The organism is Cytobacillus sp. Hz8 (genome assembly GCF_042263505.1).
In the GTDB taxonomy this organism is placed as follows: domain Bacteria; phylum Bacillota; class Bacilli; order Bacillales; family Cytobacillaceae; genus Bacillus_BE.
Genome location: NZ_JBHKFI010000017.1, coordinates 94,067 through 110,289, shown reverse-complemented (window position 1 = coordinate 110,289; position 16,223 = coordinate 94,067). Strand labels below are relative to the sequence as shown.

The 16,223-nt window shown below is 34.0% G+C and carries 12 protein-coding genes and 4 pseudogenes; 4 read left to right on the top strand and 12 right to left on the bottom strand.

What is annotated here, in order from left to right:
* Nucleotides 1–191 precede the first annotated feature (191 nt).
* The 6 genes and pseudogenes from ACE38V_RS18040 to ACE38V_RS18015 form a co-directional block, all read right to left on the bottom strand.
* Nucleotides 192–758, bottom strand: coding sequence for an imm11 family protein (locus ACE38V_RS18040; protein ID WP_375843403.1), 567 nt, complete (start codon nucleotides 756–758; stop codon nucleotides 192–194).
* On the bottom strand, nucleotides 755–2,212 hold the full coding sequence (locus tag ACE38V_RS18035) for an AHH domain-containing protein (protein ID WP_375843401.1): 1,458 nt from the start codon (nucleotides 2,210–2,212) through the stop codon (nucleotides 755–757). The genes ACE38V_RS18040 and ACE38V_RS18035 overlap by 4 nt, the downstream gene beginning before the upstream one ends.
* On the bottom strand, nucleotides 2,209–2,571 hold the full coding sequence (locus tag ACE38V_RS18030) for a DUF3958 family protein (RefSeq protein WP_375843399.1): 363 nt from the start codon (nucleotides 2,569–2,571) through the stop codon (nucleotides 2,209–2,211). The genes ACE38V_RS18035 and ACE38V_RS18030 overlap by 4 nt, the downstream gene beginning before the upstream one ends.
* A 76-nt stretch (nucleotides 2,572–2,647) precedes the next feature.
* Nucleotides 2,648–2,917, bottom strand: a pseudogene (locus tag ACE38V_RS18025) (TIGR04197 family type VII secretion effector); the annotation flags it as partial.
* Nucleotides 2,918–3,014: 97 nt separating this feature from the next.
* Complete coding sequence (locus ACE38V_RS18020) at nucleotides 3,015–3,239, bottom strand: T7SS effector LXG polymorphic toxin (RefSeq protein ID WP_375843416.1); 225 nt, start codon at nucleotides 3,237–3,239, stop codon at nucleotides 3,015–3,017.
* Nucleotides 3,236–3,517, bottom strand: a complete 282-nt coding sequence (locus ACE38V_RS18015) for a YwqI/YxiC family protein (protein ID WP_375843397.1) — start codon at nucleotides 3,515–3,517, stop codon at nucleotides 3,236–3,238. Before ACE38V_RS18015 ends, ACE38V_RS18020 begins: the two co-directional genes overlap by 4 nt.
* Before the next feature lie 992 nt (nucleotides 3,518–4,509).
* Between ACE38V_RS18015 and ACE38V_RS18010 the strand changes: the two genes are divergently transcribed.
* Both ACE38V_RS18010 and ACE38V_RS18005 read left to right on the top strand, forming a co-directional pair.
* A complete protein-coding gene (locus ACE38V_RS18010) occupies nucleotides 4,510–5,712 on the top strand; it encodes an IS110 family RNA-guided transposase (RefSeq protein WP_375843395.1) in 1,203 nt (400 codons plus the stop codon).
* Between the two features lie 352 nt (nucleotides 5,713–6,064).
* Nucleotides 6,065–6,316 (top strand): hypothetical protein, encoded by a 252-nt coding sequence (locus ACE38V_RS18005; RefSeq protein WP_375843393.1) that lies wholly within the window; start codon nucleotides 6,065–6,067, stop codon nucleotides 6,314–6,316.
* Nucleotides 6,317–6,425: 109 nt separating this feature from the next.
* On the opposite strand, the pseudogene ACE38V_RS18000 reads toward ACE38V_RS18005, so the two are convergent.
* Nucleotides 6,426–7,940, bottom strand: a pseudogene (locus ACE38V_RS18000) (IS1182 family transposase); the annotation flags it as partial.
* Between the two features lie 627 nt (nucleotides 7,941–8,567).
* The gene (locus tag ACE38V_RS17995; protein WP_375843391.1) at nucleotides 8,568–9,671 is read right to left on the bottom strand and encodes a glycerol dehydrogenase; all 1,104 of its coding nucleotides are present in this window, start codon (nucleotides 9,669–9,671) and stop codon (nucleotides 8,568–8,570) included.
* Nucleotides 9,672–10,097: 426 nt separating this feature from the next.
* Between ACE38V_RS17995 and ACE38V_RS17990 the strand changes: the two genes are divergently transcribed.
* Both ACE38V_RS17990 and ACE38V_RS17985 read left to right on the top strand, forming a co-directional pair.
* On the top strand, nucleotides 10,098–10,901 hold the full coding sequence (locus ACE38V_RS17990) for a LysM peptidoglycan-binding domain-containing protein (protein WP_375843389.1): 804 nt from the start codon (nucleotides 10,098–10,100) through the stop codon (nucleotides 10,899–10,901).
* A gap of 605 nt (nucleotides 10,902–11,506) precedes the next feature.
* Nucleotides 11,507–11,969 (top strand): annotated as a pseudogene (locus ACE38V_RS17985) (recombinase family protein).
* A gap of 288 nt (nucleotides 11,970–12,257) precedes the next feature.
* Here the strand turns inward: ACE38V_RS17985 and ACE38V_RS17980 are convergent.
* The 4 genes and pseudogenes from ACE38V_RS17980 to ACE38V_RS17965 form a co-directional block, all read right to left on the bottom strand.
* A pseudogene (locus tag ACE38V_RS17980) lies at nucleotides 12,258–12,464 on the bottom strand (ArsA-related P-loop ATPase); the annotation flags it as partial.
* 76 nt (nucleotides 12,465–12,540) lie between these two features.
* The gene (locus tag ACE38V_RS17975; protein ID WP_375843387.1) at nucleotides 12,541–13,191 is read right to left on the bottom strand and encodes a response regulator transcription factor; all 651 of its coding nucleotides are present in this window, start codon (nucleotides 13,189–13,191) and stop codon (nucleotides 12,541–12,543) included.
* Nucleotides 13,191–15,065, bottom strand: a complete 1,875-nt coding sequence (locus ACE38V_RS17970) for a sensor histidine kinase (protein ID WP_375843386.1) — start codon at nucleotides 15,063–15,065, stop codon at nucleotides 13,191–13,193. Before ACE38V_RS17970 ends, ACE38V_RS17975 begins: the two co-directional genes overlap by 1 nt.
* Nucleotides 15,062–15,994 carry a substrate-binding domain-containing protein gene (locus tag ACE38V_RS17965; RefSeq protein ID WP_375843384.1) on the bottom strand — a complete coding sequence of 311 codons (933 nt, stop codon included), beginning with the start codon at nucleotides 15,992–15,994 and terminating at the stop codon, nucleotides 15,062–15,064. The genes ACE38V_RS17970 and ACE38V_RS17965 overlap by 4 nt, the downstream gene beginning before the upstream one ends.
* Nucleotides 15,995–16,223 lie beyond the last annotated feature (229 nt).

Genomic DNA, 16,223 nt, shown 5'->3' with positions numbered 1-16,223 from the left:
GTTGGTACTGTTCGATAATCTTGTTAGCTAATTCTACGGAGTTTGGATCTCTTTTCAATTTTCCCATTGAAAACACTCCTTTAGCTTTATACTTATTATTCTATCAAACAAAAAAACTGTGTGAGTAAGGAATCGTACGCATTCCTTACTTACACAGTTAATATTACACTCCCAGGTTTCATGAAAAATTATTAGATATTTCTTATTTCTAGAAATTCACAACCAGTAATATTACTTTCTTCAACTAATTGCTTAAAAGTTTCTGACACGAATAATGGAATTTCATCTCCCTTTAATTTGAATAAATTTTTGTTATTAATTTTGTCCTCTGATACTGCATATTTTCTTACAGAATATATTTTTTCACCGTCTAAATCCAAAACACTATAATCAGAGTTTTCTAGGTTTAATGCGTCAACTATCCCTAATACATTTGCAACAAAATATTCATCATTCTCTATTTTATATTTACTTTCAAAATCAACAACATTTACAGGTAGAAATTGGACATCTTCTTCAATTTTTTTTATTAAATCCTTAAACTTTTTTGATACAATGAACCAGCCTAAATTATTTGCTAAATAGTCAGTAAATCTATTTCCATCATGTAGATTAAAATAAAAAGTGATATTGTCATTCCAATTTTCTAAAAAATTCCCTTCCTTTAACTCATACTGTTCAAATCCATGTGTATCCTCACAATGAACAACTACATCATCATCGTTGCTGTCATCTAAAATTAGTTTAAAATATTTCATTTTGACCTCCAATATTCTTTATATAGCATATCTGGATTATCCCTTACTTCCTGCTTTAACCCTTCATACAATTTAAGAAATTTCTCCCTATCTCCTTTAGCTAATCTATCATAAGTACTCAGTTTATCTAATACATAATCATGATATGCATTTGGATGTCTCCCTTGATGAGGTAATAATTCCTTATTCCATTCATCATCTAAATCTAAACCATACTTTTTTGTTATATTCTCCATTTGAAGAGTGTATTTCTTACTTTTATTTGTTGCATAGTGGTGATTTTGTAAAGGTTTAGTAGTACCCTTACCGCTCCCATAAACCTTATCGACCTCCGAATTTATCTGGGATAAAAGTTTATTGTCATCGATCACATTATAAGGTACAGGTTTTGAAACAGCTTGAACCCCAGCCAGTGCCGGCTCTGGATTATTATAAATATTCGGAATATATTTAGCAGACTTCGCCGTGAAATTTGTACCTTTAGCAAGTTTAGAAACTTTGTCGAGACCTTTTCCACCAATCAATCCTAATCCTATCTGCGTTAAGGTATAACTAAACCACCTTGTACCACTTTCTAAATCACCATTTATCACATCATTAATAAATGAATCTGACAATACATTCCACGTAGCAGGTAACGCTTCGTCTAAATGAGTAACTGCATACCCCATATTCTCCCACGTTTCCCATTTACCAAGTGCTACTATACCCTCTATCGTATCTCCAACAGCTTGCCCTGAACCATCCCAAACGCCACTCAAAAATTTCTCTGGGTTGGTTTTTTCAACCGATTCTTCTTCAAACAGACTGTCATCCTTAAATTTATCAGCTTCACGTACTTTCTCTTCTGCAATTTTTTGAATAGGTGTAGTCCACTCCATGTTCAGTCCTTGAGTACTAAATGTACCACTGGAGGCAGAAAAACCTTTTCCACTTTGAACTTCCGCAAGACCTTTAGTGATACTAGCGACTAGTTGAAGTGCCATATCATAATTACTGCTAGATGTTTGATTGAATTCATGCAGATGTATTAACAGTTCTTCAAGCTTCTGTTTCATAGCATAATAAATCTGTGTCATCGCTTGCGCGCCCGGCATGTTTTCACTCATTGCCTCCATCGCTGCTATCATTTGCTCAAGCTCTTTAATTTGTTCTAGTACTTTTTGTTCGATAACATCTGTTGAAGAGACTTGTGATTGAAAATTATTTGGAAAGGCATCGTTTTGGCGAATTAATTCTTCACACAAGTAAATAATCCCTTGAGCTAAAGGACGATAAGTTTGTGCAAAGAATGTTTTTGCACTATCATAGGCTTTTCCTTGAAGAACTACATCACATACAAAAGCGTCAATGGAATTGATGACTTGTTCCATACCTTGAATAGTGGCGATACACATATCATTCATACTTTTTGTTTGAGTTTGTACTTCCCCTAGGTACATATCTAAACTCATGAATTTATCTCCCGTGCTAGATTTTGCTTTTGATAGCAAAGGTCATTTTCTAAATCACTCAGATATTCTTTCTCTTTTAGCAACGTTTCTTCTTTGTCTTCCAATTCATAGGTGAGTTTTCGTTCGATTTGTTGTACATCTTGACGCATATTGTGAAAGAACTGCCCTAGTTTTCTATCTTTGTGCCAAGTTTCTAAAATGCGGTCAAACAAACGGCTGCTTCGACTTTTCCATTCATAAAAATCTGCTTCCGTTTGTTCTTGTCTTTGAATCGCCCGTTGATTTTGATGTTGTTCTTCGGATAGACTTCTTAATTTGTGATTCAGTTGATTGTACTGTTTTTCGAGATCATGCTTCATCTTTTCCCTCCTATTTTTTCTCGTTCGCGTAGATTGTCATATCGACTAAAGGAGCTTTCATGAAAGGAGACTGACTAAAATTCTTTTGGAGTTCGTTATCTATACGCACAAACTCTTGGGCTACAGAATGAATGTTGTTAACCCCTTGTTGAAAGGCCATATAAAATTGTTTAGTTAAATCTAAAGCTTGTTGATTGGCTTCTTGTGCTTTGGCGTTAGCAGACAACGTTGTACGTTCTGACTTAGTTATGACTTTATTTGTTGCACTTTGAACTGCATCAGATGCCGTCCCCATTTGCGTAGCAATTTGCTCTGCCTTTTGAAAATTACTTTGAATTTGTCCCATTTCTTAAATCCTTTTCATATTTTTTGAATACATCAAGAGAGTTATATATAGGAGTAATTGTTTCTTTAGTATATGTATCTACCTTAATTGAGCTGTTTTAAAACCTAGATTGTATGTCTTGTATATAAGTTTGCATTTGTTGAATGTTTTGTTCTATAGGTGTAAGCATACCTGTTGTTTGATAATCAAAGGTGTATACTTGTTCAATGGTTTGATTGATCTTTTGTTTTGCATGATCCACTTTTTGAAGGAACTGATCATTATGTAACCTGAAGTTAGTGAGTCCACTTCTACTATTTTCATTTTGGACTTCTCTCCCTATTTTAGTGCTTTTATAGTAGATGAAAGTTGATCATCTATTTTACGCATTGATTGTATTGCATGGTCCGTTGCTTCTTTATTAGAGAGTAATAATGATTTGTATGATTCATTTACTTGCTGCAAAGATTGTTTGATTCGGTTGATTACTCTAACTAAATTAAGTATATTATGCTTACCAATAGAAGTAGGTAGGGTTGTTTGAAACGCATTAGATGAGGCGTTTACCTTTGAAAGGACTTGTTCCACATCAGCGTATTGTATTTTGATTTCGTCACCCATGTATCGTGTCCTCCATGTATAAAGTCGAAATATGTCATGATATCTAGTGAAAAATAAACAAGTTACTTTTACTATACTGTTAGAGAATTATAATGCAAGGTAAATATAGGCTATTTTTCCATTCACCTAAACTACACTTTTTAGGATTGTGTAAGGGAATAAGGATTTGTGCATTACTTGAATAATCTAGTTTAATAGAAATGTATCAAGTCGTATTCACTTCAAATTACATGAGGAACAGCAACTTTTTTGTTGTTCGCCTAAAGGAGGTATAAAAGAATTCCTATTAACATCATTTGTATATGAAATGACGGACACATATGACAGTTTACGACTGTCAAAATTCAAAGTGTAGTTACTGTTCACAGGCAGTTTAGTTGAATTTATTAAGGAGGCGAGTTTTTTTGGAAAGGAAAAATTTAAAGGTATTCACTAAAATTTCGTTTTATATAGCATTGTCTACGATTATTGTTTTCCCGATTTCCTTATATTTATCCTCTATAACGTCGAACGATAGCTTGGATTCTATATTACGTCCCTTCACATTAATTGTGTTTTATAGTTCTTTGATTGGTATTCCTCTAAGCATTATTTCAATGTTCAGTAAAGAAAATTTAGTTAAACGAATTTTTGCTTTAATTGTAAATTTTTCGCCTATAAGCCTTAGTGTTTACGCTTTAATTATGGAATTTACAAATGAATTCTTCTGTACTTCATCTTGAAAAACACTAATTTACGGGTGTGTTCGTATTATATGGTTAACCAGTTTTTACTGGTTGACCTTTTTTTAATAGAATCTATTATATCAGTAGCCAGGGTAGGACGTACGGGTGCGTGGGACAAAGATCCCGTCAACTAAACTGTCCGCCCCCTACTTGGAGAAACATGTTTGAGGCTGGTTGGGACAATGATCTCGTATAACAAGCGAAGCTATGATACTGCATGGAGGAATAGGGGTTACTGGCAAATAAATGGAGAGGAAGAGATAAAAAATGAATCCAGTAGTTGGTCTGGATGTTTCAAAAGGGGAAAGTCAGGTTCAAGCATTTTTAGATAGAGGAAAGCCATATGGAAAAAGTTTTACTGTATCTCACACTACTGAGGAATTAACAAATTTACTTCGCTTTTTAGAGGAGGTGGAGAAGGAGTCTAAGGTTGAGCCAACAATTATATTAGAATCCACGGGGCATTACCACATACCTGTAATTCAATTTTTAGATGAACAGAATTACGTGTATATTCTGGTTAATCCGTTACTTTCTTATAACGCTAAAAAGTCAAGTTTACGAAAAGTAAAGACGGATGAAATAGATGCATTTCGTTTGTGTGAACTGTTTTACAAAGAAGATTTTGAGCCGTATAAGAAAAGGGGAATCCAACTTTTAAACCTTCGTAATCTTACAAGACAGCATGAAACAATTACTGGTCTATATGTTCAAGCTAAATTACAGTTCCATGCGATTCTTGATCAGGTATTTCCTGAATACAAAGGGGTATTTGGAGATACGTATTCTAAAGTGTCTTTAAATTTACTGTTGGAATTTAGTACTTCAGAATCTGTGTTACAAGCTGGAGAAACTAGATTAACAGAAAAGATTTCAAGTTTATGTTTGAGTCGTTCAGAGCGTTGGGCTAGGGACAGAGCAAAGAAGCTCCTTGAAGCAGCGAAACGCAATCCATTTAAGAGCACATTGTATCAAAGTCATTTGATAAGCCTTGAAATGTATATCCAAATGCTTCTCCAATACCAAGAGCATCTAGCAAAGTTAGATGATCAAATAGATGCCCTTGCAGGAGAAATAGAAGAATATAAGATTATCCAGTCAATCCCTGGCATCGGAGAAAAAATCGCGGCAACGATTATTTCCGAAATTGGAGAAATTGAACGGTTTAATCATCCTAAAAAACTGGCTGCTTTCTCTGGAATTGATCCAAGTGTACATTCTTCAGGTAAATTTACAGCGACAATAAATCGGATTACCAAGAGAGGTTCAAGCAGATTGCGTCATGCCTTATATATGGCTGTTCTCTGTGGGATAAGAGGTTCTCGCAATAAGAAACTTAAAGCGTTCTATGATAAAAAGCGAGAAGAAGGAAAGCCTTTTAAAGTAGCTATGATAGCCTGTACAAACAAACTTGTTCATTGGATTTTTGCCTTACTAAAAAGCAAAGAAACTTTCCTTGATTTGGCTTGAGAGATACAATTAAGTAACTAATGAAAAACCTTCCAATAGGATTGAGGAAGGTTATTTGGCATGAGCATTTTTAGTATAGCATTTATTTTTATAGAATTTTAATGAAAAATATTGACATCCTATTAGCTGGTTTAGTTGAACAAGAATTAAGGAAACTAAATAATTAGGATTTCCTTTAATTTTTAGGAATAATCAACATTAAAATTTAACAGAGCCAATCGAAAAAAGGGAGGAATTTACAAAAATTGCAAAAGAAGATAGAATTATTGATTTCTCGTTTAAAAATAATTATGTAGTTTACACAGAAGATAGATTAGTTAACATTTATAACAAAAAGAAACCAAATGAGCTCATGTCATTTGTTGCTGATGAACCTATACCATTAGATACTCCTATTTTTATTAACGCTAATACTATTATATTTCGTTCTGGAATGAGTGATATATATATACTTGATTTAAAAAAGGGAATAGCTGGCTCGATAACTAGTTCTAAAATGGAATTATCTAAACCGATCTTTACTAATGGGATATTATCTTATGGAGTATATGATAGTGATGGTGAGACTGTAAATTTAGATTTTTATGTGGTTAATATACAATAATTTGGGACATAAGGATAGGTCGAGACCACTGAAAAAGTACCCTTGTTTGAGGACTAAAAAGGCTCCGTTCCCTGATTACAACTGGGAAATGGAGACTTTTGTCTGTATTTTTGAAATAAATGTAAGTTAATTGAGTAGATGACTGCTTTAAAGAGGATAGGATACTCGCTATCCTCTTTAAATTTACGGCCAATACTGTTAATTTCGCTTGTATGGACATGCTTTTTAGACCGTACCCTCTGGCACGATCTAGCCCGTGGAAGTTTTTCATTTCCCCGTTTTTCCATTCATGACAAGCTCTATTTTTGTATTTTTCTTTGAACTCATCCGTTTTTTGTTCTTGACTATATTGATAGAATTCTGGGGTATTAACTCCTACCTCCAATATTTTCCCTACGTTTTTTCCATTTATACACTGCTCTCTTAAAGGACAGCTTCTGCATTTTTCCTTTTCAAAATAATATCGATAAGTTTGTTTTCCATTCTTACGTACCTTATGAACCTTTTTAACGGTTTGATTTCCCTGATCACAAAACCACTCATCTGAATCTTTGTTGTAGCTGTATCTTTCTTCATCTACACGATAGGCCATTTCACTTACAGGTATGTATGGCTTAGCTTCTATTTCTTTAATATTGTCTAAAATAGACTTTTTAAAATAGGCTTTATCTCCGTACACTTCTTTAATCATTACACCACTTTTTTTCGTTTGTTCCATTAGTTCATCGAATTGTGTTCCATCCACATAAGCTCCACTATTTACTCCTACAGCTGTGATAATGCGTTCCTCAGTGGTCATCATAAATTCCGTTTTATATCCAAAAAAGTGATCCGTTTTACTCTTGTGTCCTACCCGCGCATCCTGATCCACAATCGAACGTACCCCTTTTTGTTCAATAAATTGGGGGTCGACTAATATTTGTTTTGCGCTTTCAATGATTTCCCTCGTACGAGAATGGTTATTCAAATCAACGTTTTCTTCGACTTGTTTGATTGTTTCTTCTAGATATGTTTTCATTGTCTCTTTTGCTTCTTTTGGATTTTCGATTTCTTTATAATTCGGTATCTCTTGATTGACAGTTTCAGGCACTTCACCATTGTCTTCTTTCAGATTCTTAAAGATTTTTTTGGCTAATCGTTTCATTACTCTTTCAGGAGTTGCCTTGAAGGTGTTGGCTTCTGAATGAGTGGAGTCGATACTTAATCCGGTTCCCTTAATGATTCCCATTTCAACACATTGTTTCACAATGGCTGTGTTGATGTCATCAACGGTTATGCCTGCTTCCTCATCTAACTTATATCTTCTGAATTTGGCTAGAAGACTTGGATCTGGCAATTCATCATCAGGGTTTATTCCAAGAAAATACATGTAGGCAAGATTTAACGAAGCATCTTCAATTACACGGGCGTCAGAAAGATTATAAAGATATTGAAGGACTAAAAGTTTTACCATCAATACCGGATTTTTAGCTGGTCTACCATAATATTTACAGTAGGAGTCTTCTAATAATTCATTAATAAAACTGAAATCAACGTTTTCATTTAAAATTCTTAATATATGATTTTCCGGAATTCTATCGTATAATAATGAGTAGATATTCAATTGAATATGATCTTTAAGCATAAAGAAAAACCCCCGATTTGGTGATAGTTTCTGGACAATTCTATTATACCAAAATCCAAGGTTTTTCTTTTTTATGTTATAATTTTGATGTATTTCCAATAATTTGGAGACGTTTTTCAGTGGTCTCGGATAGGTCTCCTGTCCCGCTGAAAAATTTCAATAGAGTATTCTTGGAAACTAAATTTAAATAACCATGTAGAGAGTAAATCTCTTCAGGGCTTTACTTTTTGAAGGACATAGGAACAAGCACCTCGTCTTAACCATAAACTTAAAAAAGAGCCATCTTAGTAATAGATGACTCCCTTAATCTTGTAAACATTTGCTTATTTTATGATAAAACCTATCGCCAAATCTAGCACGATGGATAACACTTTTAGAAGTCCCTGTTATTCTTTAAAGCTATCTTATTTAAACACCATTCAAGCCCTTTAGCTTAGATATGGAAAAGGAACCTGTCCGAGATTGCTGAAAAAGTATCTAGCCATCAAAAACATCTTAATAGGAACATCTATAACTAGTATTTAAAGAATGTTGATTTTCAATATATTGTATTGTTTCGTCTTAGCTTTTAATCTAGTTGGACTTTTTCAGTGGCCTCAACCTGTCCCCGTGTCCCTAAGAAAAAACTTAATTATGATAAGATTCTCCTAATGCGTTTGCAGCAATAATGGCTTGATACACATCATCAGGAGTTACTGGATGAGGCATATTCCCCATTGTGTCTCCTTCAGCGCATGCTATTTCTGCTACTTTTCGCCATTCTTCTTCTCTAAATTCGTCAAGACCTAGATCTTTTAAAGTTAATGGCAGACCAACTTCTTTAATAAAATTAATAACCGTTTCAAATTCCTCTTTTGGTGCACTTTCTAAAACAAGTTGTGTTAATAAACCAAATACTACTTTTTCACCGTGTTGTGCATGGTGGAGTGATGGGACAGCTGTCATTCCGTTATGAATAGCATGTGCAGCAGCTAAACCACCAGATTCAGCGCCAACACCACTTAAGTAAATAGTTGCTTCAATTGTATTTTCAACAGCTGTTGTAGATATTCCATGATCAACTGCGGTTTTAGCTTGAAAACCATATTCTAAGATTGTATCATAGCACATTTTAGCTAAACCTAATCCAGCAAGAGTTGGTTTCAAATTTACTAGATTGTCACCATTTTTACGGTAACATGCACGTGCTTCAAAATATGTAGCAAGAGCATCACCGATTCCAGCTACAAAAAAGCGTGTTGGAGCTGCTGATAAAATATTCGTATCAGCTATGACAACGTCTGGATTCGATGGTAAGAATAAGTAACGATCAAATGAACCATCTGTATTGTAAATAACAGAAAGCGCTGTACATGGTGCATCTGTTGAAGCAATGGTTGGGAAAATCACTACAGGTAAATGCTCAAAATAGGCAGTTGCTTTAGCTGTATCTAATGTTTTTCCACCACCAATGCCAACAATTACATTTGCACCTGAATTTCGAACCGCTTCACGATGTTTATCAATTTCTTCTTGAGTAATTTCGTAATTAAATTTTACAAATTCACTTTTATGCCCAGCATCTTCAAATGATTTACTAGCTTCTTTATATGCGCGTTCCAGAATAAATTCATCACAAATAACATAAGCATGGTCACCATACGTCTTTGTATATGTAGATAATTCTTCTAATAAGTTTTGACCCAAAATAAATTTCTTAGGTGATGTGACAGACTTCACTGTTTTTGACATTTATAACATTCTCCCTTTGTTTATATTATTTACTTCTTAATTATTCTATGTGATTATTTACTATTAGTAAATTAATATGCACAATTTGTGTCATTAACTTTATCTATGACTTAATCAAGTGGAATCATATATCACAAAACCATTTTTTACGAAAAATATGATGATGGTATTACTCAACAATCTTGCCCTTTAATGGAATAACTTTATTATCACTTAACAGGTTCTTAATTCACAAGAAAAACCGAAATTCCTTCTTTAAAGAGATAGGAAATTCCGGTGCATCTTTTTTTCAAAACGGTGTAACTTTTTTATAAACTGTTCAACTTTATTTCAAAGCCACAAGGGAGGGGGTTCGCGTTAATCACGTTAGCGGATGATTACAGCATATGATGGGTAGAAACCTACTTGAAGAGGAGTTGCATGTCAATGCCGATTTCACCAGGCACCCATCTGCTGTATACCGTTCGCCCGGGTGACACCCTGTATTCGATAGCTGATCAATTGGGCACCAACGTACAGTCGCTGATGCAGATTAACACGTTATATCTTCCTGTTGCCGAGCCCGCCCAAATCTTTCCCGGACAAGTGCTGCTGGTGAGATTACCGGGTATGGCGGAGCAAAGTTCCGTTTTGTACCAAGTTCAGTCTGGAGATACGCTCTATCGGATTGCCGAACGGTTCTCCGTAAGCGTCGACATGCTGGCTGGACTCAACCAATTGCAACAGCCGGACATTCTTCGAGTCTCCCAACTGCTGTCCGTTGCCTCTTTCGTGTATGAAGTAGAGCAGGAAGATACTCTGTTCCAGATCTCCCGCCGTTTCGGAACAACGATGAGCGAATTGATTCGAGCCAACCAGAGACGCCCAGGTTTATCGCCTGATGTCATTTATCCTGGGCTCCGTTTAGTCGTCCCGCTTCCGTCCTCGACGAATATCGTCGTGTTCCAGCCCTTGCCCGGAACGAAGATTGCCCCCGGACAGCGTTTGACGGGCTGGGCTCGTGCGTTCGAAGCGACGATCAATTACCAAATTTGCAACGCGATGGGGCGTATCATTACGCAAGAACGGGCCGTAACGGCTTCACAAGGCGCTCCCGCATTCGGACTATTCGACGCACAGCTTCAATTCGATCAAACTCCCACTACGCAAAGCGGTATCTTGATGGTGTACACACGCAGCGCCCGGGATGGCAGTATTCAAGATTTGGTGGAGGTTTCCGTGACATTTTAATCTCAAAAGTGTGTGCTCTCTCGAATATTGAGTGAGGTACACCCCTTAAAGTAGACATTGGAAAAACCCTCTTGGTTTGACTGGCAGGTACTTGTGCTGTTGGCAAAAAAGAGCAGGCCGGCTCCCTGCAATAGGAGTCGGCCAACTCGACAAATTGGAATTTGAGAATCAAAATTTTGTTGCCATTGATTTAGAGAAAACTGGGTTCAAAAAGCGACTATCACAAGATATTTGAATTGCAGCAGTTAAAGTAGTTAATTTTTTCAGACAATATCTTCATAACATTTCCTGATTTGAAACAAACTTCATCCCACTATTCAAGTATTCTGAGACTTCAGTTTAAGTGAAAACCCCCACAATTTTCTCATCATTACCAATTTTCTTTAAATGTGTAAATCAAGAATATGGCCCGATTGTTGAAGTTGTTCTTATTTTAAACTTAATCATCTAAAGGATGTAAGGTGGTAATCACCTTTCATTTACTGATACATTCATTGTCATTTAGTGGTAAAAATTATGTCAACATTGGTACATTTCCTTGGCAGTAATCACATCAGGATTTAGAATCGCAGCTTCAAGCATTAGAAAAAGAAGGCTGTGAAGAAATCTATTCGGACAAATTCACTCGAACAAAAACAGAGCGACCACAATTTAAAAACTGCTACAACAATTAAATAAGGAGACACATTACTTGTTACCAAGATAGGCAGATTTGCCATGACAACAACAGATGGAATAAAAACTATTAAAGGCCTATTTGAAAGAGGAATAAAAGTACATGTCTTAAATATGGATTTAGTCGAAGATACACCTACAGGGCGGCTTAATTTTAAGTGTTATGTTAGCCTTTGCCGAGTTTGAAAAGGATATGATTGTTGAAAGGACACAGGAAGGAAAAGTAATTGTCAAGATTTTAAAGAGGGAAGGCCAAAAAAGTTCGGTAAAAAGCAAATTGAACACGCTTTGAAGCTCCTAGAAAAAAACTCCTACAAAGAGGTTGAAAATATGACAGGAATTAGTAAAAGTACGCTCATAAGGGCAAAGAGAACACAATCTGAGCAAAGATAATTGATTAGAAGTATTTTAAAGAACCATTCAATGCGGTTCTTTTTTTGTTTCCATAGTGCTCAAAATAGAAGTAAAAATAAGTATTTTTCCAGCTTTATTTAGGTTTTTTATTTTCTTTTAACATTAGAATGGAGAAGATCCCTAAAGCCATACATAGCACGAAGACCAATAAGATAAAAATTGAGCCATAACTATGAAAATTAGTATAAATAACTTCTTCTTCTTTGGTTTTATTATTTTTCACTTTTAGACCTGTAACACCATTTTCACCTGCTAACTTGCACATGAATTTTCAACTGAAGGAATAGCCTTTGGTATGCTTGTTAAATCGACTCCAAATACATCTTGTAGATTGGAAGCAGGATCCGTATTGACTAGTAATACCTATTTGCCGTAATCAGTTAATGCAACAGCTGTGGCACATGCTGTTAATGTTTTTCCTCCCCCACCTTTACCTGTCAAAAATACAAATTGAGCAGATTTCTTTGTGCAAATTTAATCCTTGTAAATGAAGACGATACTTGAACATGCAATAAGATACAGCCCTTTTTTAAACAATTTATAAATATTATTAAAGATCTGAAAGTAGCTGATGCTTGATTGCATAACGTACTAATGCTGATCTTTTAGATTCTCCAATTTTTTCAACAATTCTTGATTTATATGTTTCAACCGTTTTAATACTGATAAATAACTCTTCTGCAATTTCTTTCTGAGTATATCCTAAAGCAATAAACTTTAACACCTCTTTTTCCCGTTCACTTAAATTAATTTCCTTACTTTCTTTCTTTATTTCTTCATACTTCTTAGTAGTTTTATATAAATAAGGAACTAAGGTTGGATAGATATAATGTTCATTGTTTTCAACTGTATGAATTGCAGATATTAATTCAGTATCTACTGCTTTTTTTAATACATATCCTTGTCCCCCCGCATTTAGTCCTTCTTTTAGAAAGGCTTCGTCAGAAAACATTGTAAGATAGATAATTTTTACTTTAGGGTAACTTTTCTTTATTTCTCTTGCTGCTTCTATCCCATCTATTCCCGGCATATTAATATCCATAATAATTATATCTGGTTGCACTTCTTGAACTTTTATTATTGCCTCCTCTCCGCTCTGTGCTTCACCTACAATTTGAAATTCATCTTCATTTGATAAAATAGCCTTCAATCCAGATCTGAATACAGGATGATCATCTACTACCATAATATTTACAGACATTAATTATCGCCTCTCCTTACATGAGGAATTTTCGCCAAAATTGTTGTACCTTTCTTAGGTTCGGATTCTATGTCAAGGGTTCCATCGAGTATTGATATCCTCTCATGCATTCCAAGAAGTCCTAAATGTTCCTTTGATGGATCTCTTTCAAGTACTTCTTTTACATCAAATCCAATTCCGTCATCTTCAATGACAATAGAAACTTGATTTTCTACTGAAATCAAGATAATACTAACAAAAGTTGCACCTGCATATTTTGAGATGTTTGTTAATGACTCTTGTATCAAACGAAAAATAGCAGTTTCCGTTTCCTGCTTTAAGACTCCTAATTCTCCACTTATCACCAAATCCACTTCAACATTATTTACCTTTTTAAATTCCTCTACATACCTTTCAATTGCAACTTTCAAACCAAACTTATCTAAAATATTAGGTCTAAGTTGCCATGCCAACTGATGTACCTCCTCAATTGCTACTTGTACGAGCTTACGTAAATTTCCTATTGCTTCTATCTTCCTTTTTTCACTTCCTTCTTGTAACATTTTTAACTCTACAAGCATTGAAGATAAGGAATGGCTCGTCTCATCATGTAGTTCTCTAGCAATCCTCTTTCGCTCATCCTCTTGTGCATGGATAAGTTTTTCTAATAGCATTAATCGAATTTCTTCTTTCTTTTTAATTTCATTCCATAATTGTAAATTCTCTACTGATACTGCCAATTGATTAGCTAATGAAGACAATATATTAATGAAAGTATTACCAAGCTCATTTACACAACAGATTGATATTCTCCCAATTATTTTCCCATTATTCATCTTTAAAGGTATATTATGAATATAATTGACTTCTCCCTTTATACAGCTCCCCTGTGCACAAACATTTTGATTTTCATACAGATTCCTGCAAAAAGCTTTGCGATCAAAAAAAACTTCTGTTTGCCCCTCAATTTCAACCTCAATATATGCACTATTCAAGTTCAATAATTCAACAAGCTCACTAGCAAATTTACTCAACATATCTCTTAATTGATTAACATTTGTTAGATTTTTAGATAAATTATTTAGTAATGAAAGCTCTTTGTTTCGGTTTTTTATTTGTTCAATATACTCTTCTTTCTCTTTTTCAACTTTTTGAAGAGAATCTAACATTTTATTGAATGACTTTGTCAATTTTCCAATTTCATCATCCGCTGAAGAATGAATTCTTTGTGATAGCTTCCCTTTTGATACTTCGTTCGTAAGGTGAACTAATTGATTAATTGGATATGTTAATATTTTAGTTAACCCAAATACAATTAAAGCGGATATAATGAGGAGGCCAATCATCGAAAAAATAAGTTGATTGGTTATTTTATCCAACGCATCATAAAGACTACTATAATTTAATCCAACTCTAACAGTTCCTCCCTGTAGTATAGGGGAAGCAGAATCCAATATAATTCCTTTCTCACTATTAATTTTTTTTGTATGATTTACTTCATCATTTGAATTTTTGATAATAGGTTTATTCGCCGTTTTCAGTTCTTCACTAATTGGCATATTAGGTTTTGACTGAACGATTAATTCCCCTTTATCATTTAAAATAAAAATATATTCAATATCATGGTAACTATTTAATGTATCACTAATTAAACTTTGCATACCATAAATATTATTTGTTAATATCAAATCCACACTTCTAGAAGATATATCACTACTAATAGATTTTGCCCTATCTTCAATCTGTGCTGTAAGTGTATTTTGAATTGAAATTCTAATTACAAATAGGCTAATAGATGTTACTAGTAGAATAACCAAGAATACCATACCATAGATTTTTAATTGAATTGATACTGCTGAAAGAGCAGTATATATTTTTTTATTAATCTTGTTCATGGCTTTTCTCCAAATAAATATAGGGATTTCTCAATCGTTTTATAATTTTCTTGATGAATAGGAACATAACGATCGATACCTAATTCACCTAAAATATTTTTACCTTCATTTGTCTCAGCTAAATTAAATAAAATGGCTTGAACTTTATTTACAATTTCTTGATTTACTTCTTTTGAAGATACAAATGGGGGAGATCCGGACTCTTCTCCAAATCCAATAATTTTTGTCTGAGAAATTAAATCAGGGTTCGTAGTTTTCATCGACTCATACAATTGACCGTCAACACTTGCACCATCTACTATACCTAACGCAACAGATTTTATAGAATTATCGTGGCTATAGGTATAATAAGTATGGCTAAAAAACTGTTCAGGATTTTTCCCTAATGTATGTAACTCCATTAATAAGGATAGTCTTCCTGAATAAGAATACGGATCTGTGAAGGCAAACTTCTTTCCTTCGAGATCTTTTATATTATGATAATTACTATTTTTCCCTACTATTGTGTATGAACGATATAGTGTACTGCCATTTATCTCAGGAACAGCTACACCCTCTAAATATCCTTCTTTCATTCCAATAACATAAGAAAGTGAGCATATAAATGCAAAATCAACTTTCCCGTTCTTTAACATATCATTTATTTCCTTGTATGTTTGTTTCTGTATTACTTCAATTTTTAGATGTAAATTTTTCTCCAAATAGCGAATTAATAAATTATATTTAGAAAGTGACAATTGCGGAGAATTAACAGAAGCAATCCCAATTTTTAATCGATGATCATTTTGATCATGCTCTTTTGTTTGAATTGTTTTCTTTGCGGAATATAAGCTGAGTTCTTCCTCATTTGATGATTTATTACTACAACTAGTAAGTAAAATAGTGCTAACAATCAAACTTATTGTTAAAAAGAGATGAAGTACTTTCATTCCACTCACCACAGTTCAGTTGATAATTTATATTATATCTCTCTTAGAATCTACATTGTTTTTTATTCGGTAAATGTTATAAATTTGTTTAAAATAATAAAATAAGATGCAATTCTATCTTTCCATTTTATTCAACTTATTTGTAATTAAGAAAATAAAACAGAAAATAGGGATATCCTAGATATGGACTCCCTAATTCATTTAATTATTAATATTTCAAAAGATTAAA

What these genes read in the sequence shown, in the direction of transcription:
- ACE38V_RS17990 (WP_375843389.1), top strand. Translation starts at nt 10,098, where the DNA reads ATGCCGATTTCACCAGGCACCCATCTGCTGTATACCGTTCGCCCGGGT.
- ACE38V_RS18005 (WP_375843393.1), top strand. Translation starts at nt 6,065, where the DNA reads ATGTCATTTGTTGCTGATGAACCTATACCATTAGATACTCCTATTTTT.
- ACE38V_RS18015 (WP_375843397.1), bottom strand. Translation starts at nt 3,517, where the DNA reads ATGGGTGACGAAATCAAAATACAATACGCTGATGTGGAACAAGTCCTT.
- ACE38V_RS17965 (WP_375843384.1), bottom strand. Translation starts at nt 15,994, where the DNA reads ATGAAAGTACTTCATCTCTTTTTAACAATAAGTTTGATTGTTAGCACT.
- ACE38V_RS18010 (WP_375843395.1), top strand. Translation starts at nt 4,510, where the DNA reads ATGAATCCAGTAGTTGGTCTGGATGTTTCAAAAGGGGAAAGTCAGGTT.
- ACE38V_RS18040 (WP_375843403.1), bottom strand. Translation starts at nt 758, where the DNA reads ATGAAATATTTTAAACTAATTTTAGATGACAGCAACGATGATGATGTA.
- ACE38V_RS17995 (WP_375843391.1), bottom strand. Translation starts at nt 9,671, where the DNA reads ATGTCAAAAACAGTGAAGTCTGTCACATCACCTAAGAAATTTATTTTG.
- ACE38V_RS17970 (WP_375843386.1), bottom strand. Translation starts at nt 15,065, where the DNA reads ATGAACAAGATTAATAAAAAAATATATACTGCTCTTTCAGCAGTATCA.
- ACE38V_RS18035 (WP_375843401.1), bottom strand. Translation starts at nt 2,212, where the DNA reads ATGAGTTTAGATATGTACCTAGGGGAAGTACAAACTCAAACAAAAAGT.
- ACE38V_RS18030 (WP_375843399.1), bottom strand. Translation starts at nt 2,571, where the DNA reads ATGAAGCATGATCTCGAAAAACAGTACAATCAACTGAATCACAAATTA.
- ACE38V_RS17975 (WP_375843387.1), bottom strand. Translation starts at nt 13,191, where the DNA reads ATGTCTGTAAATATTATGGTAGTAGATGATCATCCTGTATTCAGATCT.